Origin of the sequence: Nocardioides sp. S5, assembly GCF_017310035.1 — a bacterium.
In the GTDB taxonomy this organism is placed as follows: domain Bacteria; phylum Actinomycetota; class Actinomycetes; order Propionibacteriales; family Nocardioidaceae; genus Nocardioides.
The window spans coordinates 2096912-2120939 of sequence record NZ_CP022296.1 but is presented as its reverse complement, the minus strand read 5'-3'; the positions used below and the strand labels follow the sequence as shown (position 1 = coordinate 2120939).

At 72.3% G+C, this 24028-nt stretch carries 18 protein-coding genes; 6 read left to right on the top strand and 12 right to left on the bottom strand.

Annotated elements, in window-relative coordinates:
* Nucleotides 1–11: 11 nt before the first annotated feature.
* Nucleotides 12–1667 carry a helix-turn-helix domain-containing protein gene (locus CFI00_RS10485; protein WP_207085079.1) on the bottom strand — a complete coding sequence of 552 codons (1656 nt, stop codon included), beginning with the start codon at nt 1665–1667 and terminating at the stop codon, nt 12–14.
* Entirely contained in the window at nt 1667–4288 is a 2622-nt protein-coding gene (locus CFI00_RS10480) for a DNA translocase FtsK (RefSeq protein WP_207085078.1), read from the bottom strand. Before CFI00_RS10480 ends, CFI00_RS10485 begins: the two co-directional genes overlap by 1 nt.
* A gap of 328 nt (nt 4289–4616) precedes the next feature.
* On the opposite strand from CFI00_RS10480, the gene CFI00_RS23870 reads away from it, so the two are divergent.
* The gene (locus CFI00_RS23870) at nt 4617–7934 is read left to right on the top strand and encodes a M4 family metallopeptidase (protein ID WP_277988370.1); all 3318 of its coding nucleotides are present in this window, start codon (nt 4617–4619) and stop codon (nt 7932–7934) included.
* 103 nt (nt 7935–8037) lie between these two features.
* On the opposite strand, the gene CFI00_RS10450 is transcribed toward CFI00_RS23870, so the two are convergent.
* The gene (locus CFI00_RS10450; RefSeq protein ID WP_207085077.1) at nt 8038–8907 is read right to left on the bottom strand and encodes a M56 family metallopeptidase; all 870 of its coding nucleotides are present in this window, start codon (nt 8905–8907) and stop codon (nt 8038–8040) included.
* 15 nt (nt 8908–8922) lie between these two features.
* The gene (locus CFI00_RS10445) at nt 8923–9285 is read right to left on the bottom strand and encodes a BlaI/MecI/CopY family transcriptional regulator (protein ID WP_207085076.1); all 363 of its coding nucleotides are present in this window, start codon (nt 9283–9285) and stop codon (nt 8923–8925) included.
* A 109-nt stretch (nt 9286–9394) separates the two neighbouring features.
* Here CFI00_RS10445 and CFI00_RS10440 point away from each other — a divergent pair, with 109 nt between their 5' ends.
* The 3 genes from CFI00_RS10440 to cydD are packed head-to-tail and all read left to right on the top strand — an operon-like array spanning nt 9395 to nt 15277.
* Nucleotides 9395–10840 (top strand): cytochrome ubiquinol oxidase subunit I, encoded by a 1446-nt coding sequence (locus tag CFI00_RS10440; protein WP_207085075.1) that lies wholly within the window; start codon nt 9395–9397, stop codon nt 10838–10840.
* A gap of 31 nt (nt 10841–10871) precedes the next feature.
* Nucleotides 10872–11900 (top strand): cytochrome d ubiquinol oxidase subunit II, encoded by a 1029-nt coding sequence (gene cydB / locus CFI00_RS10435; RefSeq protein ID WP_207085074.1) that lies wholly within the window; start codon nt 10872–10874, stop codon nt 11898–11900.
* Nucleotides 11897–15277: a thiol reductant ABC exporter subunit CydD gene (gene cydD / locus CFI00_RS10430; RefSeq protein WP_207085073.1), complete on the top strand. Its 3381-nt coding sequence runs from the start codon at nt 11897–11899 to the stop codon at nt 15275–15277. Before cydB ends, cydD begins: the two co-directional genes overlap by 4 nt.
* Here cydD and CFI00_RS10425 read toward each other — a convergent pair.
* Genes CFI00_RS10425 through dapA form a run of 3 tightly spaced genes read right to left on the bottom strand, consistent with a single transcriptional unit; the run spans nt 15240 to nt 19691 of the window.
* On the bottom strand, nt 15240–17024 hold the full coding sequence (locus tag CFI00_RS10425; RefSeq protein WP_207085072.1) for a GAF domain-containing sensor histidine kinase: 1785 nt from the start codon (nt 17022–17024) through the stop codon (nt 15240–15242). The two genes, cydD and CFI00_RS10425, sit on opposite strands and share 38 nt — an antisense overlap.
* 59 nt (nt 17025–17083) lie before the next feature.
* Nucleotides 17084–18769 (bottom strand): ribonuclease J, encoded by a 1686-nt coding sequence (locus CFI00_RS10420; protein ID WP_207085071.1) that lies wholly within the window; start codon nt 18767–18769, stop codon nt 17084–17086.
* 31 nt (nt 18770–18800) lie between these two features.
* Nucleotides 18801–19691: a 4-hydroxy-tetrahydrodipicolinate synthase gene (gene dapA, locus CFI00_RS10415; protein ID WP_207085070.1), complete on the bottom strand. Its 891-nt coding sequence runs from the start codon at nt 19689–19691 to the stop codon at nt 18801–18803.
* 60 nt (nt 19692–19751) lie between these two features.
* Between dapA and CFI00_RS10410 the strand changes: the two genes are divergently transcribed.
* Nucleotides 19752–20120 (top strand): TfoX/Sxy family protein, encoded by a 369-nt coding sequence (locus CFI00_RS10410; RefSeq protein ID WP_207085069.1) that lies wholly within the window; start codon nt 19752–19754, stop codon nt 20118–20120.
* Nucleotides 20121–20132: 12 nt separating this feature from the next.
* Entirely contained in the window at nt 20133–20930 is a 798-nt protein-coding gene (locus CFI00_RS10405) for a nucleotidyltransferase domain-containing protein (RefSeq protein ID WP_207085068.1), read from the top strand.
* Here CFI00_RS10405 and CFI00_RS10400 read toward each other — a convergent pair.
* The 5 genes from CFI00_RS10400 to CFI00_RS10380 all read right to left on the bottom strand — a co-directional run bounded on the left by CFI00_RS10400 (nt 20927) and on the right by CFI00_RS10380 (nt 24024).
* A complete protein-coding gene (locus CFI00_RS10400; RefSeq protein WP_242532789.1) occupies nt 20927–21325 on the bottom strand; it encodes an NUDIX domain-containing protein in 399 nt (132 codons plus the stop codon). The two genes, CFI00_RS10405 and CFI00_RS10400, sit on opposite strands and share 4 nt — an antisense overlap.
* A 245-nt stretch (nt 21326–21570) precedes the next feature.
* A complete protein-coding gene (locus CFI00_RS10395) occupies nt 21571–21924 on the bottom strand; it encodes a GntR family transcriptional regulator (protein ID WP_207085067.1) in 354 nt (117 codons plus the stop codon).
* A complete protein-coding gene (locus CFI00_RS10390) occupies nt 21921–22406 on the bottom strand; it encodes a dihydrofolate reductase (protein ID WP_242532788.1) in 486 nt (161 codons plus the stop codon). Before CFI00_RS10390 ends, CFI00_RS10395 begins: the two co-directional genes overlap by 4 nt.
* A 10-nt stretch (nt 22407–22416) precedes the next feature.
* Nucleotides 22417–23211 (bottom strand): thymidylate synthase, encoded by a 795-nt coding sequence (locus CFI00_RS10385; RefSeq protein WP_207085066.1) that lies wholly within the window; start codon nt 23209–23211, stop codon nt 22417–22419.
* A 30-nt stretch (nt 23212–23241) separates the two neighbouring features.
* The gene (locus CFI00_RS10380) at nt 23242–24024 is read right to left on the bottom strand and encodes a class I SAM-dependent methyltransferase (RefSeq protein WP_207085065.1); all 783 of its coding nucleotides are present in this window, start codon (nt 24022–24024) and stop codon (nt 23242–23244) included.
* Between the last annotated feature and the right edge of the window lie 4 nt (nt 24025–24028).

The window sequence follows — 24028 nt, the reverse complement described above, 5'->3', positions numbered from 1 at the left end:
GCGCGCCTCGGTCAGGGAGCGACGAACGTGCCCTGGCCGGACACGCCGGCCTCGCCGATCGCACGCGCCTCGGCGCCGGCGATCGACACCGTGACGGCACCGTCGGTCGACATCACCCGCACCGGCGGGGACGCCTTCATCTCACGGCTCTGACCGGCCGCGAGCGCCCCCCCGAACACCTCTTCGCCGGCTCCGTCGCGCACGACGATGCGGGCGCCACCGCCCGGGGCGCTCACCACGACCGCGACGGGCTCGGCGAGCGGCGCGTTGCCGGCTCCCTGCGGTCCTCCGGACCCGTTGAGCACCGGGTTGTTGCCGCGCAGCTCGGGCGGCGTGTCCATCACGAGGCGGGCGATCGACCAGGCCAGCACGAAGGCCATGACCACGGCCACGAGAACCGACCAGTTCGGGCCACCGCGCGTGCCGCGGATCGAGCCGTTCACGCCGGTGGCGAGCTCGGCCTCGAAGACGCGGCGCGGGTTGATCGGGGCGTGGGCGTAGCGCTCGTCGTACGACGCCAGCAGCGGCGCCACGTCGATGCCGAGCACACGGGCGAGGGTGCGCAGGTGCCCCCGGGCGTAGAAGTCACCACCGCAGGGCTCGAAGTCGTCGACCTCGACGGCCTCGATCACGTGCGGGCGGATGCGGGTGCGGTCGGCCAGCTGGTCGACCGTCAGGCCCAGGCGGGTGCGGGCGGCGGTCAGCTCGGGGCCGATCACCGGGTCCTCGGCGGGCTCGACCTCGAAGTCGTCGAGCACCAGCGGCTCGACCGGCTCGCCCGGGTGGGCGATGGCGCGCACGCGGTCGCCCCACGACTGGGTCTCCTCGACGAGGCTGACTCGCCCGGGACGACGCAGCTCACGGCCCTCGAGCTCGTCGACCTCGCTGTCGTCGATGTCGCGGCGGACCTCCGAGCGTCGTCCGGCCCCCGTCTCGCGCAGGGCCGCCGGCGTCGGGCTGGCGACCAGCTCATCGGCGGGCTCCTCCACGACGGGGGCCTCGTCGACCGGCGAGTCCTCGTCGGCAACGTCGACGTCGTCACCAGCGACGTCATCAGCGACGTCGTCCAGCACGACGACCTGCCCGGCATCACGTGCGACGCGGACCAGTGCCTCGGACAGGTCGTCGCCGGCACCGACGACACGCGTCGAGAGCCCCAGGGGCACCGCGAAGGGGGCGCCGTGCAGCAGGCGCGAGAAGCTGGTGTGGCGCTTGCCGGCACCGGTGAGCTCGGCCTCGATCAGCTCGAGGTTGTGCGGCACCACGACGAGGCGGCCGTCGTGCAGCAGGTCGCGGCGCGGCGTGTGCTCGACGTGGTGCACCGCGGTCCACGGCAGCCCCCGCCAGGTGCGCCCGAGGCGGATCCGGATCCCCTGCGCGTCGGCGACGAGCAGCGGGGTGCGCGAGTCGACGAGCCCGACGAGCCAGTAGGCACCGAGCAGGCCCATCGCGACCACGAACGCCCAGTCCAGCGCGGAGCCGCTCTCGGCGGCGCGGCCGAGGTAGGCGATGGCGACGGCGGAGGCGGTCAGCCCGACCCCGGCGGCGACGCCCGCGTGGCGGCGTACCTCCACGACGTCGGGCGCGACGCTGAGCACGTCGCCGTGCCCGCTCCCCTGCCCCGTCCCGTCGGCGTGGACCTCGGTCTCGTGCATTGCGGCGCCCATCAGGCTCCCCCCTCCAGAGTGGCGATCACTGCGTCGATCTCGTCCGGCTTGACCAGCACGTCGCGGGCCTTGGATCCCTCGCTGGGGCCGACCACGCCACGGCTCTCCATGATGTCCATCAGGCGCCCGGCCTTGGCGAAGCCGACGCGCAGCTTGCGCTGCAGCATCGACGTCGAGCCGAACTGCGTGGAGACGACGAGCTCGATGGCCTGCACCACCAGTTCCATGTCGTCGCCGATGTCGTCGTCGAGCTCGCGCTTGGACTCCTTCGGGGCCGTCACGTCCTCGACGTAGGTCGGCTCGAGCTGGTCCTTGCAGTGCTTGACGACCTGGTGGATCTCGGCCTCGGTGACCCAGGACCCCTGGACGCGCACCGGCTTGGAGGCACCCATCGGCAGGAACAGTCCGTCTCCCTGGCCGACGAGCTTCTCCGCGCCCGGCTGGTCGAGGATGACGCGGCTGTCGCCCAGCGAGCTGGTCGCGAACGCCAGTCGTGAGGGCACGTTGGCCTTGATGAGGCCGGTGACGACGTCCACCGAGGGCCGCTGCGTGGCGAGCACCAGGTGGATGCCGGCGGCACGCGCGAGCTGGGTGATGCGCACGACCGAGTCCTCGACGTCGCGCGGCGAGACCATCATCAGGTCGGCGAGCTCGTCGACGATGACCAGGAGGTAGGGGTACGGCGCGAGGACGCGCTCGCTGCCCGCAGGCACCTCGACCTTCCCTGCCCGCACGGCCTTGTTGAAGTCGTCGATGTGGCGGAAGCCGAAGTTGGCCAGGTCGTCGTAGCGCATGTCCATCTCGCGCACGACCCACGCCAGCGCCTCGGCGGCCTTCTTCGGGTTCGTGATGATCGGCGTGATCAGGTGCGGCACGCCCTCGTAGGCGTTGAGCTCCACCCGCTTCGGGTCGACCATGATCATCCGCACCTCGTCGGGCGTGGAGCGCATCAGGACCGAGGTGATGAGCGAGTTGATGAACGACGACTTTCCCGAGCCCGTGGCGCCGGCCACGAGCAGGTGGGGCATCTTCGCCATGTTGGCGACCACGAAGCCGCCCTCGACGTCCTTGCCGAGCCCGGCCACCATCGGGTGGTGGTCGTTGCGCGCGGTCGACGAGCGGAGCACGTCGCCCAGGGAGACGATCTCCTTGTCGACGTTGGGGATCTCGATGCCGATCGCCGACTTGCCGGGGATCGGGCTGAGGATCCGCACGTCGGCCGACGCGACGGCGTAGGCGATGTTCTTCGACAGCGCGGTGACCTTCTCCACCTTCACCGCGGGCCCGAGCTCGACCTCGTAGCGGGTGACGGTCGGACCGCGGGTGTAGCCGGTGACGGTGGCGTCGATGCCGAACTCGTCCATCACCTGCATCAGCCGCTCGACGACCGCGTCGCTGGCCTTGGACCTGGCCTTGTGGACCGATCCGGGCTTGAGCACCTCGTTGCCGGGCAGGGAGTAGGTGATGTCGCCGGACAGCGCCAGCTGCTCCACCCGTGCCGGGAGCGGGGTGTGCGGCGGCGGCTCGAGCGCCTCGGGCGCCGACGGGGCGTCCGGCACGGCCGGGCTGACCTCGGTGGGCGCGTCGGCGAACAGGTCGATGCCGTAGTCCTCGAACGGCTCCTCGGCCGCCTCGGGCTTCTTCTTCCGACGCTTCTTCAGCTCACGGTCCGACAGCACCGGGCTGTCGTAGGCCGGGTCACCCATCTCGGGGTCGACCTCGTCGTCGAGCGCGGAGCGGCGGCGGGTGCGCACCGGCTTGGTGGGCTCCTCGGCCTCGGGCTCGGCGTGGGTGCGGCCCAGCGCCTGGTCGCGCAGCGCGGCGAGGCGCGCCGGGACCTGGTAGACCGGCGTGGCGGTGATGATCAGGATGCCGAAGGTGGCCAGCAGCACCAGCAGCGGCACCACGACGTACGGCGTCTGCATGAGGTCGAGCAGCAGGCTCGAGGTGACGTAGCCGACTGCGCCGCCCGCCTCCTGGAGGTTCGAGGCGTCGCCGAGCACCGGCTGCGGGTTGCCGTTGGCGATGTGCACGATGCCGAGCAGGCCCAGCGCGAAGGCCGACCAGCCGATCACCTGTCGGCCGGCGGGGCCGTTGCGCTCGGGGTCGCGCAGCGTGCGCCACCCGGCCCAGACGAGGAACAGCGGCACGAACCAGCCGACCTTGCCGACCGCGCCGGCGGTCACCGAGCGGGCGAAGTCCATCACTCCCCCGGGCAGCTGCCACCACACGGCGGCGGCCGCGACCGTCGCGAGGCCGAAGAGGAACAGGCCCACTCCGTCGCGGCGGTGCTCGGGGTCGAGGTCGCGCGCGGACTGCCCGATCGAGCGGGCGACCGCTCCGAGGGCGTGGGCCAGGCCCAGCCACGCGGCGGCGACACCACGGCCGATCGCACCGAACGAGCGTGAGACCGGCCCCGGCCCGTTGCGTACGGCGCGGGGCGCAGGACGCGATGCGGGTCGGCGCGAGGACGCGCTCGAGCGGCTCCGCCCCTTCGCGGACGAAGAGGAGGGGCGCTTGCTGGTACTCCGTGATCGGGTGCTCGAACCCTTGGTGGTGCGCTTGGTTCCAGACGTGCTCGAGCTCCGCGACCCCGGCGGGGAAGACGTACGGGTCGCCATGGCCCGACCCTACGGCCACGTCACACCAGTCACAGGGACCACACGTGTGCGTGTCGTGGACCGGTCGTCGCGCGGTCACCCCTGGGAGGGCAAAACGACACCGTTGTGCCCCCCGCTCTTCACAAAGGTAGGACGTCCTTCTTATGGTGACCCGGATCACTCGGGCGACATCTGGTTCCGAGTGCATCTCGGAACTGGAGGAAACAGAGTGAAGCTCCTCAACAGAGGACTTGCTCTCGCAGTCGTGGGGGCGGGACTCGCCGCACTCCCAACGAGCGGGGTGCAAGCATCACCGGCCGCACAGGCCGACACCCGTGGCGTTGCAGCCATGGTCGACCGCGCCGACGGCGCCGTCGCCGTCACCCGTGAGGAGTCCACCGGCAAGGTGGGCTTCCTGCGGGTCAAGGGCGACGGCGACCTCTTGCCGGGCACGGAGGGCGCCTCGCTCTCCGCCGCGCGCGACAAGGTCGACGCCTATCTCGCCAGGTACGCCGGCAACTTCGGCGCCCGCCCGGACGAGCTCGTCCAGCGCGACGTGCAGAAGTCGCCCGCCGGCTGGACCGTCACGCTGACGCAGCGCTACCGCGGCGTCGACGTCTTCGGCTCGATGCTGCGCGCGCAGGTCGACAAGGACGGCGACCTGACCTCGGTCAACGGCTACGCCGCACCGAACCTGACCCTCTCGGTCGACCCGCGGCTCACGGCCGCCGAGGCCGGCACGCGTGCGGTCGGGCTGGTGAAGGAGGACCCGCCGAGCCACGACGGCGAGAAGGCGGACCTGACCGGCATCGCCGCCGGCGCCACCGAGCTCGTCGTCTACCGCATGGGTGCCACCCGCGGCGACAAGGGCAAGGCCGTCCTGGCCTACCAGGTCGAGGTCACCAACGAGAAGAACGTGCGCGACGCGGTCTTCATCGACGCCCAGACCGGCAAGGCGCTCAACCGCTGGTCGGACGTGCACGAGGCACTCGAGCGCGAGCTCTACGAGGCGACCGGCACGCGGGACGCGCCGGTCCTCACCCGCGTGTGGAAGGAGGGCGACCCGTTCCCCGGCACCCTCAACACCGACCAGCGCAACCTGGTGAACTCCGCCGGTGAGTCCTACTGGCTCTACGAGAACGCCTTCGGCCGCGACTCCTACGACGGCGCGGGGGCGACGATGCGGACGGTCAACAACGACCCCCGCATCAGCTGCCCCAACGCCAACTGGAACGGCGTCACCACCAACTACTGCAACGGCGTCACGTCCGACGACGTCGTCTCGCACGAGTGGGGCCACGCCTACACCGAGTACACCTCCGGCCTGATCTACCAGTACCAGTCCGGTGCGCTCAACGAGTCGTACTCCGACGTGTGGGGCGAGACGCTCGACCTCGTCAACGGTCGCGAGGACGAGGGCGAGAACTTCCAGGCCAAGCGCACCGTCGGCGACTGCGACGTCACCGCGCCCCCCGGCCTCGACATGACGATCACCGCGCCGGCGAGCCTCGCCGGACCGTGCTCGGCCGTCGCTGCCACGGGCGCCAAGCCGTTCACCACGACGCCGGTCACCGCCGACGTCGTCGTCGCCACCGACGCGGCGAACGCCACCGGTCCCACCACGACCGACGGCTGCACGGCCTTCACCAACGCCGCCGCCGTCACCGGCAAGTGGGCGTACGTCGACCGCGGCACCTGCCCGTTCGCCACGAAGGTCGCCAACGCCAAGACCGCCGGCGCGACCGGCATCGTGATCGGCAACAACAACGTCGACCCGCCGGCCGGCTTCACCGGCGACCCGGCTCTCTACGGCGTGATGGTCTCCCAGGCCGACGGTGCGAAGTTCAAGAGCACCACGGCCGTCAAGACCGTCCGCGTCGTGGCCGAGGACGTCAGCACCCGCCCCGACACCACCCGGTGGCTGATGGGTGAGAAGTCGACCGCCTTCGGCGGCGCGATCCGCGACATGTGGACGCCCACCTGCTACGGCGACCCGGGCAAGGTCAGCGACGCCGAGTACAAGTGCGACCCGACCGGCGCCGACGCCGGCGGCGTGCACTCCAACTCGGGCGTGCCGAACCACGCCTACGCCCTCGTCGTCGACGGTGGCACCTACAACGGCCAGACCATCGCCGGTCTCGGTCTCGACAAGGCCGCCGCCATCTGGTGGCGTGCCCAGACGGCGTACCTGACCCCGCAGTCGAACTTCATCGACGCGGCCAACGCCTTCGAGCAGTCCTGCGTCGACCTGGTGGGCGCCCCGATCAACCAGCTCACCACGGCCTCCGACGCGACGCCGCAGGCCGCGACCCCGATCGCTGCCGGCGACTGCGCCTCGGTGTCGGCCGCCACGGCCGCGACGGAGATGCGCACCGCTCCGGTGAAGTGCGACTTCCAGGCGCTCCTCGGCAAGGACGCCCCCGCCACCTGTGGTGAGGGCTTCGCCGAGGACGTGCTGTGGAACGAGGACTTCGAGGACGGCCTCACGGGCTGGACCCCCAGCTTCGAGGTCGTCTACGAGGGTGGCCTGCACGAGGCGTGGCAGAGCGTTGCCAACGCCCCGGCCGGCACGGGCGCCCCGCACGCGAGCAAGGTCGCGTTCGGTCCGGCTCCCGACCAGGGTCAGTGCTCCGGCACGGCCGGTGACTTCTCGAGCCGCGACTCGATCACGGGTCCGGTCATCGAGATGCCCGACACCCTGCGTGCCCCGAAGCTCACCTTCGAGCACTACGTCGCGACCGAGATCGGCTACGACGGCGGCAACGTCAAGATGGAGGTCAACGGACGCGGCGGCTTCAAGGCCATCCCGGCGGGCGCTTACATCTACAACGCGCCCACCACCCTCTCCGGTCCTGCCACCAACACCAACCCGCTGGCCGGCGAGCCCGGCTTCACGGGCACCGACGGTGGCGAGACCAAGGGCAGCTGGGGCGAGTCGCAGATCGACCTCGTCGCGGCGGGCATCGAGCCTGGTGACACCGTCCAGCTCCGCTTCGACATCGGTCGTGACGGCTGTGGCGGCAACGAGGGCTGGTACGTCGACAACATCGAGGTCGTCGACTGCAAGCTGGTGACGAAGACGACGGCCGTGCACCAGCCCGAGCCGTCGACCTTCGGCACCGCGTCCACCGCCGAGGTCACCGTGGCCCGCGACGGTTCGGTCGGCTCCACGCCGAGCGGCGACGTGGTCGTCACCGACGCAGCAGGCAAGGAGCTCGGCTCGGCCGCGCTCGTGGACGGCAAGGCCTCCGTGGCCCTGCCGGCCGACCTGCCGGTCGGTGCCAACCAGCTGACCGCGACCTACGAGGGCAACGGCTCGCTGGCGACCTCGTCGGCGAAGTTCACCGCCACGGTGGTGGCAGCGACGCCCGCCGGCAAGGCCGACTCCACCACGGTGGCGAAGGTGAAGCCGCGCAAGCCCCGCTTCAAGCAGGACTTCAGGGTGGTCGTGAAGGTCAAGGCCGACGGCACCACCGCGACGGGTCGCGTCGTGGTCCGCATCGACGGCAAGAAGGTCCGGACCAAGCGTCTCGACGACGGCCGGATCATGTTCAAGGTGAAGAAGAACTTGAAGGTCGGCAAGCACAAGCTCGTCGCCGTCTACAAGGGCTCCGACACCGTCGAGCGCAGCAAGGACAAGCTGCGGTTCAAGGTCGTACGACGCTGACCGCACGCTGACAGCACCACCAGCACCACACCGGGAGGCCCCGGCGGATCCGTCCGCCGGGGCCTCCCGGCCGTCCGGACGCACTGCGCCCCGGGGCAGCGCCTCAGCGCGCGTCGAGTCCCGCCAGCCACGGCAGCACGACCAGCAGCGTGGGCAGCGCGAGGATCGCAGCAGCGAGGAGCGCCACACCCACCGACTGCACGGGTCGGGGACGGGGGTCGCGCAGGACCTCCACCCGGGCCGCGAGCGAGCCGGCCGACCCCAGCGCCCCGGCGGGAGCCGGCGAGCCGGCTAGCGCGAGCAGCGCCGACACCAGCGCGCGGCGATCACCCGTGCGGCAGGCGGCGCGGTCGGCCAGCACCTCCACGAGCACCTCGACCTCCCGTCGCGCCGACCCGCTGGCCACCCCGCGCGGGAAGGCGCGGTGCAGCACGGCGAAGGCCTCGAGGACGAGGTCGTGGCGCGCACGCAGGTGCGAGCGCTCGTGCTCGAGGACCGCGGCCAGCTCGTCGGCCGAGAGACGGGTCAGGGTGGGACGGGAGACGACGATGCGCGATCCGGTCATCCCCGGCACGCAGTAGGCGACCGGGAGGTCGTGCTCGAGCACCGAGACTCCCCCGTCCGTGCGGGCCACCAGGTCGACGCGCTCGCGGTGCGTACGCCGCATCCGGCGCAGGGCGGTGCCGGTGCGGTGGCCGCTGAGCAGCAGCCGCGCCGCGACCACGACCGTCACCAGTCCGGCGAGCGCCGCCACGACGACGTCACCCGCCGCGACGGGGGCCACCCACAGGCGGTCGGTGGCCAGGGAGAGACCGGCACCGAGGGCGGCGAGGACAGCTGCCAGGGCGGTGCTCTGCCACAGCAGCATCGCCGCGGACGGCGTACGCCTCAGGGTCGTCCAGCGCGACAGCGCCCACGGCAGCGGTCCGGCGAACACCACGGCGAGCGCCCCCAGCACGAGCGGGGTCAGCACGCGCGAGTCCCCCGGTCAGGTGAGGTCGGCGAGGGCGCGGCGCAGGGCCGCGAGGTCCTCGGCGCTGGCCTCGCCCACGAAGGAGACGAGGGCCTGGTCACGGTCGGCCCCGGTCGCCTCGAGCGCCTCGCGCATCAGCTCCGCGGTCATTGCCGCGCGGCTGAGCCGCGGCGCGTAGCGGAAGGCCCGGCCGTCGCGCTCGCGGACCACGACGTCCTTCGCGACGAGCCGGTCCAGCACGGTCATCACGGTCGTGTAGGCCAGGTCGCGTCCCTCGAGCCGGGCGTGCACCTCACGGCCGCTCGACGCGCCGTCGCCGTCCCACAGCGCGTCGAGGACGGCCTGCTCGAGCTCTCCCATCCGGGACCTTGGACTCATGGGACAGGAGTCTAGGGGCCCTGACCGAGGAAGTACGACACTGCGTAGTATCTACTACGATCTGTCGTAGTACCGCGCCACGGCGCCTGACCAACGCAAGGGTGTGCCCATGGACGTCCTCGACATCGCCCGGTGGCAGTTCGGGATCATCACCGTCTACCACTTCCTGTTCGTGCCGCTGACGATCGGGCTCACCGCCGTCATCGCCGGGCTCGAGACCGCGTGGGTGAGGACAGGCAAGGAGGACTACCTCCGCCTGACGAAGTTCTTCGGCAAGCTCTTCCTGATCAACTTCGCCATCGGCGTGGTGACCGGCATCGTCCAGGAGTTCCAGTTCGGCATGAACTGGTCGGACTACTCCCGGTTCGTGGGCGACGTCTTCGGCGCACCGCTCGCGGTGGAGGGGCTGCTGGCCTTCTTCCTGGAGAGCACCTTCCTGGGCCTGTGGATCTTCGGCTGGGACAAGCTCCCCCGCGGCCTGCACGCAGGCTGCATGTGGCTGGTGCACCTCGGCACGCTGGCGTCGTCGTGGTTCATCCTCGCGGCCAACTCGTGGATGCAGCACCCGGTGGGCTACACCTACAACGCCGAGTCCGGGCGCGCGGAGCTGACCGACTTCTGGGCGGTGATGTTCAACAAGGTGCAGGTCGTGACCTTCCCGCACGTGATCCTCGCGGCCTACATGACCGCCGGCACCTTCCTGCTCGGCGTCAGCGCCTACCTCTACATGAAGAAGAAGCACGAGGCCGACCGGCCGATGTACCACCGCGCCATCCGCATCGGCGCCGTCATCACGCTGCTCGCCGGCATCGGCGTCGCGATCACCGGAGACCTCCAGGGCAAGGTGATGACCGAGGTGCAGCCGATGAAGATGGCGGCTGCCGAGGGCCTCTACGAGACCAGCGAGCGCTGCGCACCGTTCTCCGTCTTCACCGTCGGCACGCCCGACGGCAAGGAGGAGAAGTTCGCCGTCACGGTCCCGTGCCTGCTGTCCTTCCTCGGCACGGGCTCCATCGACGGCACGGTCGAGGGCATCAATCCGCTGAGCGAGGAATACGTCGAGACCTACGGCCAGGACCCCACGTCGAAGGCCTGGACCGAGGGCGACTACACCCCCGTCATCCCGGTCACCTACTGGTCCTTCCGCTTCATGATGGGCCTCGGCGCCTTCGCAGCCGCCGGTGCGGCTCTCATCCTGTGGCTGACCCGCCAGGGGCGTACGCCGGGAGTGCGCTGGCTCGGCGTCCTCGGACTGAGCTTGCCGATCGCCACCACGCTGGCGAGCTCGTGGGGCTGGATCTTCACCGAGATGGGCCGCCAGCCGTGGGTGGTCTTCGGGTTGATGACCACCGAGTCGGGTGTCTCCCCCGGTGTCTCGGTCTTCGAGGCCGCGACCTCCCTCATCGTGCTCACGCTCCTCTACGCGGTGCTCGCCGTGATCGAGGTCAAGCTCCTCATCACCTACGTCAAGAAGGGCGCGGACCCCTTCGAGGAGCCGCCGCGCGTCAGGGTCGGCGGTTCCGACGAGGACAAGCCGCTCACCTTCGCCTACTGACCGACCACGACGCCACGACAGAGAGACCACCATGGAACTGACCACCGTCTGGTTCGCCCTCATCGCCGTGCTGTGGGTCGGCTACTTCTGCCTGGAGGGATTCGACTTCGGCGTCGGGATGCTGCTGCCGGTGCTGGCCCGCGACGACACCGAGCGCCGCGTCATGATCAACACCGTCGGCCCGGTCTGGGACGGCAACGAGGTGTGGGTCCTGGTGGCCGGCGGAGCGACCTTCGCCGCCTTCCCCGAGTGGTACGCCACCCTCTTCAGCGGCTTCTACCTGCCGCTCCTGCTCATCCTGGTGGCGCTCATCGTGCGCGGGCTCTCCTTCGAGTACCGCCACAAGCGCGAGGAGACCGAGTGGAAGGGCCGATGGGACCTCGCCCTGATCATCGGGTCCTTCGTCCCGTCGTTGCTGTGGGGCGTCGCGTTCGCCAACATCGTCGCGGGCGTGCCGATCGACGCCGACAAGGAGTTCACCGGCAGCCTCTTCACCCTGCTGAACCCGTTCGGCCTGCTCGGCGGGCTGGTGACGCTCACCCTCTTCGCCACCCACGGGGCGATGTTCGTCGCGCTCAAGACCGACGGCGAGATCCGCCACCGCGCCCGCGACCTGGCCGTGCGCATCGGCGTCGTCGCCGCCGTCCTCGCGGTGGTCTTCCTGGTGTGGACGCAGCTGAAGACCGGGACCGCGCTCACCGCGGTCGTCTTCGCCGCAGCCGCCGCCTCGCTGGTCGCCGGGCTCGTCTCGGCCCGGGCCGGGCGTGAGGGGTGGGCCTTCGTGGGCACCTTCGTCACGATCGCGCTCGCCGTCGCCGGCCTGTTCCTGGGCCTGTTCCCCGACGTGATGCCGTCGACCACCGACCCGGCGTACTCGCTCACCACGACCAACGCGGCCGCGACGGCGTACACGCTGAAGGTGATGACGTGGGTCGCGGTGATCTTCACCCCGATCGTGCTGGGCTACCAGGCGTGGACCTACTGGGTCTTCCGCAAGCGGATCTCGGTGCGGCACATCCCCACGGCCGTCCTCGCCGGCACGAGCGACACCGCGTCGTGAGGCCGCTCGACGCGTCCGTCCGCACCCACCTGCGACCGGCGCGCAGGGCGCTCGCGGTCGTGGTCGCCGGCGGCGTGCTCGGCGGCCTGGCGACGGTGGCGCAGGCCTTCGCGCTCGGCGCCCTGGTGGTGGCGGCGGTCAGTGGCCGCGACTGGACGACCGCGGGGTGGTGGCTCGCCGCACTCGTGCTGCTCCGCGCCGCGACGGCGTACGCCGCCCAGGTGGCGGCAGCGCGGGCGGCCGGCGAGGTGTCCGGCGCGCTGCGCCTGCGGCTCCTCGATGCCGTACGCCGCACCGCGGACGTCGCGCCCGCCCGCTTGTCGGTGCTCGCGACCCGCGGCGTGGCCGGGGTCGAGCCCTACGTCACCCGCTACCTCCCGGCGCTGGTGCCCGCCGCCGTCCTGCCCGTCCTCACCCTGGTCGCGATCACGTGGCTCGACCCGCTGTCGGGGCTCGTCGTCGCGCTGACCCTGCCGCTCGTGCCGGTCTTCGCGGTCCTGGTGGGCCTGACCACGCGCGACCGGGCGCGGACGCAGTGGCGCGCGATGGAGGCGCTGTCGGGCCACTTCCTCGACGTGGCGCGCGGCCTGCCGACGCTCGTGGCGCACCGGCGGGCCGAGGCCCAGGTCGCGACCATCCGCTCGGTCACCCACCGCTACCGCCGCGCGACCGTCGACACGCTCAAGCTCGCCTTCGCCTCCTCGTCCGTCCTCGAGCTGGTCGCCACGCTCTCCGTCGCGCTGGTGGCGGTGACCGTCGGTCTCCGGCTGGCGTCGGGGTCGGTCGACTTCCGCGTCGCCCTCACCGTGCTGCTGCTGGCGCCGGAGGCCTACTGGCCGCTGCGCCGCGTGGGCGCGGAGTTCCACGCCGCCGCCGAGGGCACCGCTGCCCTGGCCGAGGCCGACGCGCTGCTGGCCCGGGCCGCCTCGCAGCCTCGCGGGGCGCAGCGCCCGGCACGCGCGACGCTGCGCCTGCACGGGCTCGTCGTCGGCCACGACACGCCCCTGACCGCACCCCTCGACCTCGACCTGCCCGAGCGCGGGCTCGTCGCGATCGCGGGGCCGTCCGGCTGCGGCAAGTCGACCTTGCTCGCGACGCTGCGCGGCGAGCTGGCGCCGCGCGACGGCGTCGTCGTGGTGGGCGGCACTCCCCTGCCGCGGACCGACCCCGCGTGGTGGCGCGACCAGGTCGCCTGGGCACCGCAGCGACCGTGGCTGCTCGCCGACACGATCGCCGCCAACGTCCGTCTGGGGCGCACCCACGCCGGGGACGACGAGGTGTGGGCCGCACTGGCCGCTGTCGGCCTGGCCGACGCGGTGCGCGCCCTGCCAGAGGGCCTGGACACGCCCCTCGGCGAGGACGGCGCCGGCCTCTCCGCCGGCCAGCGGGCCCGCGTCGCGCTCGCGCGCGTCGTGCTGGCCGCCCGGCCCGTCGTGCTCCTCGACGAGCCGAGCGCCCACCTCGACGAGGAGACCGAGCAGGTGCTGCTCGACACGATCGCCGTGCTCGCCCGCACCAGCCTGGTCCTCGTCGTCGCCCACCGCCCCGCGGTGCTCGCCGCCGCGGACCGGGTGCTGGAGCTGGCGCCCGCTGCCACTCCGCCGGGGGTGGCGGCACACGACATCGATCGCTCGACCATGGCGGCACCCGACACCGAAACCACCGCGGCGCCTGTCGTGTGCCGCCACCCAGCGGCGGCCCCCGCACCGGACCCGGCACCCGACGACGACCCGCAGCCCCGCTGGGGCCTGCGCACCGCGACCCTGCTCGGAGCGCTGTCGACCGCGTCCGGCGTCGCGCTGACGGCGACGGCCGGCTGGCTCATCACCCGCGCCAGCGAGCAACCGCCGGTGCTCTACCTGATGGTCGCGATCGTCGGCGTACGCCTCTTCGGGCTCGCGCGCCCGGTGCTGCGCCACGCCGAGCGGGTGCTGAGCCACGACGTCGTGCTGCGAGAGCTCGCCGAGCGCCGGGCGCAGGTCTACGCCGACCTCGTCCCGCTCGTGCCCGGGCGCCTCGGCCCCCGTCGCGGCGACCTCCTCACGCGGGTCGTCGACGACGTCGACGCCCTGCTCGACGACCGGCTCCGGGTGCGGCAGCCGGTCGCCACGGCCGTGCTCGTGGGGTGCGGTGCGACGCTGCTCACCTGGCTCGTCGCCCCGGCCGCCGGCCTGGTCGTGCTCGGCGTCTGTGCCACCGGTGCGGCGGCCTTCGCGCTGGCCCGCCGCGGAGTGTCGGCCGTCGAGCCTGAGGTCCTCGCCGCGCGCGCAGCCCTCGGCACGGGCGTCGAGGAGGTCGCCCACGGCCTGCGCGAGCTGGAGCAGTGGGCCGCCACGCCGCGAGCGCTGGACGCGGTGCGGCAGCAGGGAGACGCGCTCGCCGCTGCCGTACGCCGCTCCGCGCGCGCCGTCGCCGCCGCCTCCGCGCTCACCACCGCCGCCGCCGGCCTGGGCGTGGTGCTCGTCGCCGTGACCGTGACGCCTGCCGAGGTCTCACCCGCGCTCCTCGCGCTGCTGCTGCTGGTCCCGCTGGCACTCGCCGACGTCACCGGCGGGCTCGCCGACGCAGGCGCCCTGTCGGTACGCGCCGGCGCTGCCCGAGAGCGCCTCGACCGCCTCGCGGCCACCACGCCGGCGGTCAGCGACCCGCCGTCCCCGGAACCGCTCCCCGCCACCCACGCGCTCGCTCTCCGCGACGCGGAGCTCGGCTGGGCCGAGCGTCCTGTCCTGGCGCTCGACAGCCTGGACCTCCGACCCGGTGAGCACGTCGGGATCACCGGCCCATCGGGCGCGGGCAAGTCGACCCTGGCGGCCACGCTCGTGCGCTTCATCGACCCCGTGTCGGGCGTGGCCCTGCTCGGCGGCACGGACCTGCGCCGGCTGACGCTGGACGACGTACGACGCACGGTGGGCCTCGTCGACGACGACCCCCACGTCTTCGCCTCCTCCGTCGCCGAGAACGTGCGACTGGCGCGACCTGGTGCCAGCGACGACGACGTGCGCGACGCGCTGGACCGCGCCCGGCTGGGCGAGTGGATCGACAGCCTGCCCGACGGCGTCCACACCCACGTCGGTGCGGGGTCGCGTGAGGTGTCCGGGGGTGAGCGCGCCCGCCTGGCGATGGCCAGGGCGCTGCTGGCCGACGCTCCGGTCCTGGTGCTCGACGAGCCCACCGCCCACCTCGACGCCGCCACTGCGCGGGCCGTCGCGGCACAGATGCTCGGCTCGGCCGCCCGTCCGGGGCGCTCGGTCGTGTGGATCACGCACGGCACGATCGGGCTCGAGGCGATGGACCGCGTGGTCCACCTCGACGCGGCCCGTCCCGTCGTGACCGGTGGGCTCAGCCCTGCTCTCGCGGGGAGCGCAGCGGCAGGGTGAAGCGGAAGGTGCTGCCCTGGCCCAGGTCGGAGCGCACCGAGAGCGTGCCGCCGTGGGACTCCGCGATCCGCTGGGCGATCGGCAGGCCGAGGCCGGTGCCGGGCACGGAGAGCGCGTTGGGGTTGGTGGAGCGGTGGAAGGCCGAGAAGACATTCCCCTGGTCGGCCGACGAGATGCCGATGCCGGTGTCGGTCACCTCGATGCTCACCTCGTCCTCGCCCACCTCCATCGACACCGCGACCGAGCCGTCCTCGGGGGTGTACTTCACGGCGTTGTCGACCATGTTGTCGATGACCCGGGCGAGCTCCTCGGGGTCGCCGAACACCACGACCGGCGCGGTCCCGGTGCGATCGAAGGCGAGCCCGACGCCCGCCTGCTTGGCCCGGATGCTGAGCAGGTCGACGCTGGCCTCGCACAGCTCGGCGAGATCGACGGCGCGGCGCACCGTCTCGCGGCGGCCCTGGATGCGGGAGTAGTGCAGGAGGTTGGCGACCAGGTTGTTCAGGCGCTGGGCGTTGCGGATGATCGCGTCGAGCGACGTCATGTCCGGGTGGCGGTCCGCGATCAGCTCGGCGTGACCGAGGATCGCGGTGAGCGGGGTCTTGAGCTCGTGGGAGATCGTGGCGATCAGCTCGCTGCGGTAGCGCGCGAGCTCGCGCAGCTCCTGGACCAGGCGCTGCTCGGTCTCCAGGACACGGGAGGCGCGCACGGCCTGCGCGAGCAGGCGCCCCACCTCCAGCACCGCGTCTGCCTCGGACGGGGTCAACGGCCGGGTGTTGCGGGCGAAACCGAGCACGAGGTAGCCGACGAGGTCGTCCTGCGAGACGAGCGGGCAGACGAGGGCGCGCTGGACGCGCAGCGCCCGCATGAGCTGCTGCACCGGCTCGGCACTGCTCGGGAGCCGCGCCGACGCGACGTCGTGGAGCCCCAGCTCGACCAGCACCGGCAGGTCGTCGAGGGCGGCGAGGTCCTCGCGGATCTCCGGCACGTCGTGGTCGGGGGTGAAGGGTCGCGGGGTGCCGACGCCGATCTGGTGGCCCTGCACGTCGCTCGGGAACGTGCGTACGACGGACTGGGTGGTGCCGAGCGCCTCCGCGACGGCCTCCACCGCCGCCGTCATCGCCTGGGCGAGCCCGCCCTGGACGCCGGCGCCGGCCGCCGCGACCGAGGTCAGCATCCGGTCGAGGCGGGCGCGGTCGGTGAGCCGCTCCCGCTCACGAGCGTTGGACAGCGCGACACCCGCCTGCACGGCGAACATCTCCAGCAGCTCGCGGTCGGCCTCGTCGGGCACCCGGCCGTCGGCCGGCAGGTCGACGGCCATGTTGCCGAGGAGCTCACCGCCGGCGGAGTAGAGCGGGGCGTAGAGCGCGTGCTGGGGGTGCCAGGCGTCCGGGTCGTCGCTGGGCTCGACCTCGGGGATCCAGGCCGCGCGCAGCCGCTCCTCCGACATCCGGCCTGCGGGGACGAAGCGCAGGATGCCCCACCTGTCGGCCTCGCGGAACTCGTCGAGGATCTGCTCGGCAGGGGTGCGGCGGTGCAGGATCTGCGCGACGACGTCGGGCGGGCCGGCGACGTTGGTCATCACCAGCACGTCGCCCTCGAGCCGGGCGATCGCCGCGACGCCGTAGCCGAGGACGTCGACCACGCCGTGCGCGATCTCCTCGAGGATCACCTCGGTGTCGGTGGAGGAGTTGACGCGTCGCATCAGCTCGGCCAGACGACTCAGCGCACCCTGGTTGCGCGGCATGCCCACCTCCCCACGAGGGCCATCGGTTCCCTCCAGCCCCGTGGGGGACTCTAGGGCGCTCAGGCCTCGATCACCACAGGAATGATCATCGGGCGACGGCGGTGGGCGCGGTTGACCCAGCGGCCCACGACACGGCGCACGACCTGCTGGAGCTGGAAGGAGTCGGTGGCACCGTCGGCGATCGAGGCGTTGAGCGCCTCGATGATGAGCGGCTTGACCTCGTCGAAGGTGGCCTCCTCCTCGGCAAAGCCGCGGGCGTGGATCTCCGGACCGGAGACGACCTTGCCGGTCACCGAGTCGACGACCACGATGACGGACAGGAACCCCTCCTCGCCGAGGATCCGCCGGTCCTTCATCGACGCCTCGCTGATGTCGCCGATGGTGGTGCCGTCGACGAAGACGTAGCCGACGTCGACCTTGCCGACGATCTTCGCGACGCCGTCGACGAGGTCGACCACCACGCCGTCCTCGGCCAGGACGACGTTCTGCACACCGGTGGCGCGAGCCAGGTCGGCGTTGGCGCGCATGTGGCGGATCTCGCCGTGCACCGGCATCACGTTGCGCGGCTTGACGATGTTGTAGCAGTAGAGCAGCTCGCCGGCGCTGGCGTGGCCGGAGACGTGGACGAGGGAGTTGCCCTTGTGGACCACGTTGGCGCCCAGGCGCGACAACCCGTTGATGACGCGGTAGACGGCGTTCTCGTTGCCGGGGATCAGCGAGCTGGCCAGCACCACGGTGTCGCCGGGCTCGAGGTGCACGAAGTGGTGGTTGTTCTGCGACATCCGGCTGAGCGCGGCGAGCGGCTCGCCCTGCGACCCGGTCGAGATGAGCACCTGCTTGTGCGGCGGGTGGTCGGCGAGCTCCTTGGCCTCGACCATCACGCCGGGCGGGACGGTGAGGTAGCCGAGGTCCTGCGCGATGGCCATGTTGCGCACCATCGAGCGCCCGACGTAGGCGACCTTGCGGCCGTGGGCCACCGCGGCGTCGAGCACCTGCTGGACGCGGTGCATGTGGGAGGCGAAGCAGGCGACGATGATCCGCTGCTCGCTCTTGGCGAAGACCCGGTCCAGGACCGGGCCGATCTCCTTCTCCGAGGTGGTGAAGCCCGGCACCTCGGCGTTGGTGGAGTCGGTGAGGAACAGGTCCACGCCCTCGTCGCCGAGACGGGCGAACTCGTTGAGGTCGGTGATCCGGCCGTCGAGCGGCAGCTGGTCCATCTTGAAGTCACCGGTGTGCAGCACCACGCCGGCACCCGTCCGGATGACGACCGCGAGGGCGTCCGGGATCGAGTGGTTGACCGCGACGAACTCGAGCACGAAGGGCCCGAAGGTGATGGTCTGGCCTTCGGCGACCTCGTACTGCGCGGTCTCCTTCAGGCGGTGCTCGCGCAGCTTGGAGCCGAGCAGCGCCAGGGTCAGCTTGGAGCCGACCAGCGGGATGTCGCCGCGCTCGCGCAGGAGGTAGGGCGTGGCGCCGATGTGGTCCTCGTGGCCGTGGGTCAGCACCAGCGCCTCGACGGCGTCGAGGCGGTCCCGGATCGGGTCGAAGTCGGGCAGGATCAGGTCGACGCCGGGGTGGTGGTCCTCGGGGAACAGCACGCCGCAGTCGACGATCAGCAGACGGCCGTCGTACTCGAAGACCGTCATGTTGCGACCGACCTCGCCGAGTCCACCGAGCGGGATGACCCGCAGCCCTCCGGCCGGGAGGGGGGCGGGCGCGCTCAGGTCGAGGTGGGGATGGCTCAAGGGTTTCCTTCGTTCGTGAGGAGGATGGTTCTCACAGGAGGCCGGCGGCGGCGAGCCCCGCGCGGAGCGCGGTGACCTCGTCGTCGTCCAGGGCGACCAGTGGGCCGCGGACGCGGCGGTTGTCGAGCACGCCGAGCAGCTCGAGGGCTGCCTTGGCGGTGGTGGCTCCGTAGTTGGGCGCGCCCATCACGGCGTCGAAGGCCGGGACGAGCGAGGTGTGGATCCGCAGGGCCTCGGCGTGGTCGCCGTCCGCCCAGGCGCTGAGCATGGACGCCAGCTGGGCGCCGGCGGCGTGGGCGACGACGGAGACCAGGCCGACCCCGCCGTAGGCGAGGTAGCCGAGGGTGTTGGCGTCGTCGCCGGAGTAGACCGCGTAGCCCATGTCGACCAGCTGCGCGGTGCGAGCCAGGAGTCCGGTGGCCTCCTTGACCGACGTGACGTGGTCGTAGCGGCGCATCGCCTCGTAGGTCTCGAGCTCGATCGTCGTCGCGGTGCGGCCCGGCACGTCGTAGAGCATCACCGGCAGGTCGGTGACCTCGGCCACCGTGCTGAAGTGGTGGCGCAGGCCGACCTGGCCGGGCTTGTTGTAGTAGGGGCTGACGAGCAGCACGCCGTCCGCACCGACCTTGGCGGCCTGCTCGGCGAGCTCCACGGAGTGGGCGGTGGAGTTGGTGCCGACGCCCGCGATCACGACGGCGCGGTCACCGACCGCGTCGTTGACCGCGCGCAGGATCTCGCCGTCCTCGGCGACCGAGGTGGTGGGGCTCTCCCCCGTCGTGCCGCTCACGACGAGGCCGTCGTTGCCGTGGTCGACGAGGTGGGCAGCGATGCGGGCCGTGGCGTCGAGGTCGACGGTGCCGTCCTCGTGGAAGGCAGTGGCCATCGCGGTCAGCAGCCGGCCGAACGGGACGTTGATACTCACGTGCGAAGGTTATCGCTCCCCCGGGCCGGAGTCGTCGGCGGCGACACGCGCACGCTGTCGGTGACCCGCCCCATACTGGGCGACGTGGCCTACGACGAGGTGCTGGCACTGCGGATCCGCGACCTGCTCGACGGCGAGCCGGGGGTGACGTCGAAGAAGATGTTCGGCGGGCTGGGCTTCATGGTCGAGGGCCACATGGCGGTCGCCGCAGCGAGCAGCGGGGCCCTGATGGTGCGCGCCGACCCGGCCGACTGCGCGACGTGGACCGACGGCCGGACCGTCAATGCGATGGAGATGCGCGGTCGTCCGATGGCAGGGTGGCTGCTGGTGGACTCCGCAGCCGTGGCCGGCGACGACCAGCTCGGGCAGTGGGTCGACCGCGGGGTGCGTTTCGTCCGCACCCTCCCTCCCAAGCCGTCGTCCCCCTGACCCAGGAGATCCGTGCCCGACCTCGACCTTCCCGCCTGGCTCACCCCTGCGCAGCACGACACGATCGCGGCGCTGGCCGCCCGCAACGACGCCGCCCACGGAGACGACCTTCTCGGTCTCGTGCTCAGCGGCTCGGCGGCCCGCGGCCTCGCCACCGAGCGCTCCGACCTCGACGTGGTCGTCGTGCTCACCGACGAGGCCGCGGCCGGGCGCTCGACCGACAAGTCCCCCGAGGTCGACGAGATCGTCGACTCCTGGTCCGAGCTCACGACCGTGCCACCCTTCGGCACCGAGCACTGGTGGTCCCGCTGGTCCTACGCATGGGCGCCGGTGCTGCTCGACCGGACCGGCGGCGAGCTCGCGGCAGCCGTGCGCCGCCTGGCGACGGTGACGCCCGAGGAGGCCGACGCGGTGCTGATCGAGCACGACCGGCTCGACGGCTGGGTGAACTTCGCCTACCGCGCGCTCAAGAGCGACCGCGACGGACGGGAGCTCGAGGCGCGGCTCGACGCCGCCGAGTCGGTGCCGTGGCTGCTCGACGTGGTCTTCACCATGGCCGGACGCGTGCGCCCCTACAACAAGTACCTCGCCTGGGAGCTGCGCACGCACCCGCTCGAGGGATGGCCCGCCGACGACCTGCTCGGGCTGGTGGGGCGCTCGCTCGACGGTGACGCGGACGCGCTGCGCGAGACGTTCGCACGCGTGCGCGCTGCATGTGCGGCGTACGACGAGCGGCGCGGGCACACGCGCACCAGCGACATGGTCGACGGCTGGCGCGACCAGCTGGCCGTCTTCGAGGTCGGTTCCTAGGTGAAGGACTCGACGATCACCGGGAGGACGTGGTGCTCGAGCATGGGGGCGAGGTCGTCGGGGTGGCCGCGCAGCGGGGTCCACCGCACCTCCGCGATCTCCGCGGCCGCCACCGGCTCGGCGTCGGACTCCACCCAGAAGACCGTCGAGTGCAGCGTGTGCCCCGGCTCGTTGGCCGCCTCGGAGAGGAACTCCCCGAGCAGCGTCGCGGCCTCCAGCACCAGGCCGACCTCCTCGCGGGCCTCGCGCAGGGCGGCGTCGTACGCCGACTCCCCCGGCTCGAGCTTGCCGCCGACCAGCATGAACCGCTCGGTCCCGCGCTTGCGGACCGTCAGCACGTGGCCGTCGCGCACCAGGGCGACGGCGGCGACCACGATGTCGGCGACCGGTTCCACGTCCGCGAGCCTGCCACGCCCTGCCCGGACAGCACGCAGCCACCCTGGCCGGGGCTTACCCGCGGGTGGCTGCGCGGTGCTGCTCGCTGGTCCGTCAGCCGCCTCTCGGCGTAAGGCCGCTCGCAGCGGCAAGGGGCGAGGCCCGGGGGCATGATGCGGAGCCAGCTGTTGGGTCCAACGAGGTGGGCGGCGCCGGCATTCCGGCACCCCCGGTCAGGTGGATGTGACGTCGCGTACGGCGGCGCTCAGCCGGCAGCGAGCGCGCGGCGTACGGCCTCGATCGCGTCGGCCTCGGACACGCCCAGCATGCGCGCCGTGGCGGCGTACGACGCTGCGGCCCCGCGCAGCGATCGCTCCACGCCGCGGCCGGAAACGAACGTCCCCGCGCGACCGCGGGTCTCGACGACACCGAGCGCCTCGAGCTCCTTGTAGGCCCGGGCGACGGTGTTGGCGGCGAGGTCGAGCTCCGCTGCCAGCGTCCGCACGGGCGGCAGCCGGAAGCCGGGCTCGAGGACCCCGGCGTCGACCTGGGCGCGGATCGCCTCACGGACCTGCTCGAAGGGCGGCACGCCCGAGGTCGGGTCGACGGCGACCTTCATGCCGCGGGGTCCATCCGCTCGAGCCAGACGCGCTCGTAGCCGTCGAAGCTCTCCCGGGCGGTCTCCACCCAGTCCCCGGCGGCGTACTGCGGGTAGTGCACGTCGCCCGCCGGCTCGAGGTCGACCTCGGTCAGCACCTGGTGCGTGGCGTAGGGCAGGAGGGCGGCGTAGACCTCACCACCGCCGGCGACCATCAGGTCACCGGCCTGCTGGGCGGCGAGGTCGAGGGCCTCCTCGACGGTGTGCGCGACCAGCACACCGTCGTGGGACCAGTCGGCGTCGCGGGTCAGCACGATCGTCGTACGCCCCGGGAGCGGTCGGCCGATCGACTCGAAGGTCGTGCGGCCCATCAGCAGCGTGTGGCCCCAGGTCAGCTCCTTGAACTGCGCCTGCTCGCCCGGGAGCCGCCACGGGATGTCGGGGCCGTTGCCGATGACGCGGTTGCGGGCGTGCGCGGCCACCAGGACGATGCGATCGGTCACGGGGACCTCCTCAGACTGCGATGGGCGCCTTGATGCCCGGGTGGGGGTCGTAGCCCTCGACAGCGATGTGCTCGAGGTCGAAGCCGTCGATCTCCGTGACCGTGGGATCGAGCACGAGGCACGGCAGGGGGCGCGGGTCGCGGGAGAGCTGGAGCCGGGCCTGCTCGACGTGGTTGAGGTAGAGGTGGGCGTCGCCCATCGTGTGCACGAACTCGCCGACCTCGAGACCGGTCACCTGCGCGACCATGTGCGTCAGCAGGGCGTAGGACGCGATGTTGAACGGGACGCCCAGGAAGGTGTCGGCCGAGCGCTGGTAGAGCTGGCAGCTGAGCTTCCCCTCCGCCACGTAGAACTGGAAGAGGGTGTGGCACGGCGGCAGCGCCATGTCGTCGACATCGGCGACGTTCCACGCCGAGACGATGTGGCGCCGCGAGTCGGGGTTGGTGCGGATGCCCTCGACCAGGCGCGCGACCTGGTCGACGTGGCGTCCGTCGGGGGTGGGCCACGAGCGCCACTGGTGGCCGTAGACCGGGCCGAGGTCGCCGTTGTCGTCGGCCCACTCGTCCCAGATCGTGATGCCGCGGTCCTGGAGCCACTTCACGTTGGTGTCGCCGCGCAGGAACCACAGCAGCTCACCGAAGACCGAGCGGGTGTGCACCTTCTTGGTCGTGACGAGGGGGAAGCCCTCGGCGAGGTCGAAGCGCATCTGGTGGCCGAAGACGCTCAGCGTCCCGGTGCCGGTGCGGTCGCTCTTCTCCACCCCCTCGTCGAGGATCCGCTGGAGCAGGTCGAGGTAGGCGCGCACGGGACGACTGTACGACGTCCCAGGACCCTCCTAGGACCGAGGCACGCGCGCCTCGACGTACGCCGCTGACGCAGGGAAGACCATCACCCCGTCCTCCAGCACCGGCGCGGCCAGCCGGTCGAGCTCCTCACGCATGCGCACCTGCACCTCCGGGGTCTGCGCCGCCCACACCACGCCGGAGTTCCCGACCCCGCCGGTGACGCCGGCCCACCAGTCGTCGGGGCTCACGCGCCAGGTCCAGTCGACCATCCGGGCCTCGACCACCGGCGCGCCGGCCGCGACGAACAGCTGGCCCAGCCCGTCGAGGCTGCGCTCGAAGTCGAGGTCCTCGGGCAGGCGAGGAAAGACCGGCTCGACGGCACCGCTCGCCTCCATGACCTCGCGGAACAACGCACCGTGCGCGGTGGGAGCCGACGTCCAGGTCATCGCCCGGACCGAACCGCCGGGCGCGGCCAGCCGGACCAGCTCCCGCGCCCCGGCCCGGGGGTCCTCCACGTGGTTGAGCACGAAGCTCGCGACGACGGTGTCGAAGCCGTCGTCGGCGAAGGGCAGGTCGGGCAGGCCGGCCACCGTGACGTCGGCGCCGAGCCTCGACGCAGCCAGTGCGGCCATGTCGGGGTCCAGCTCCACCGCGACCGTCTCGGTGCCGCCGTCGCGGGCGGCCCGGACGAGTGCACCGGTGCCGCAGCCGACGTCGAGCAGGCGCCCACCCGCCGGCAGTCCGGCGACCAGCGTCGGGATCCCTCCCGCAGTCAACCCCGCGAAGCTCCGCGCGTACGCCCGAGCCACACCTGTCCACAACGCCTCAGCCACGGGC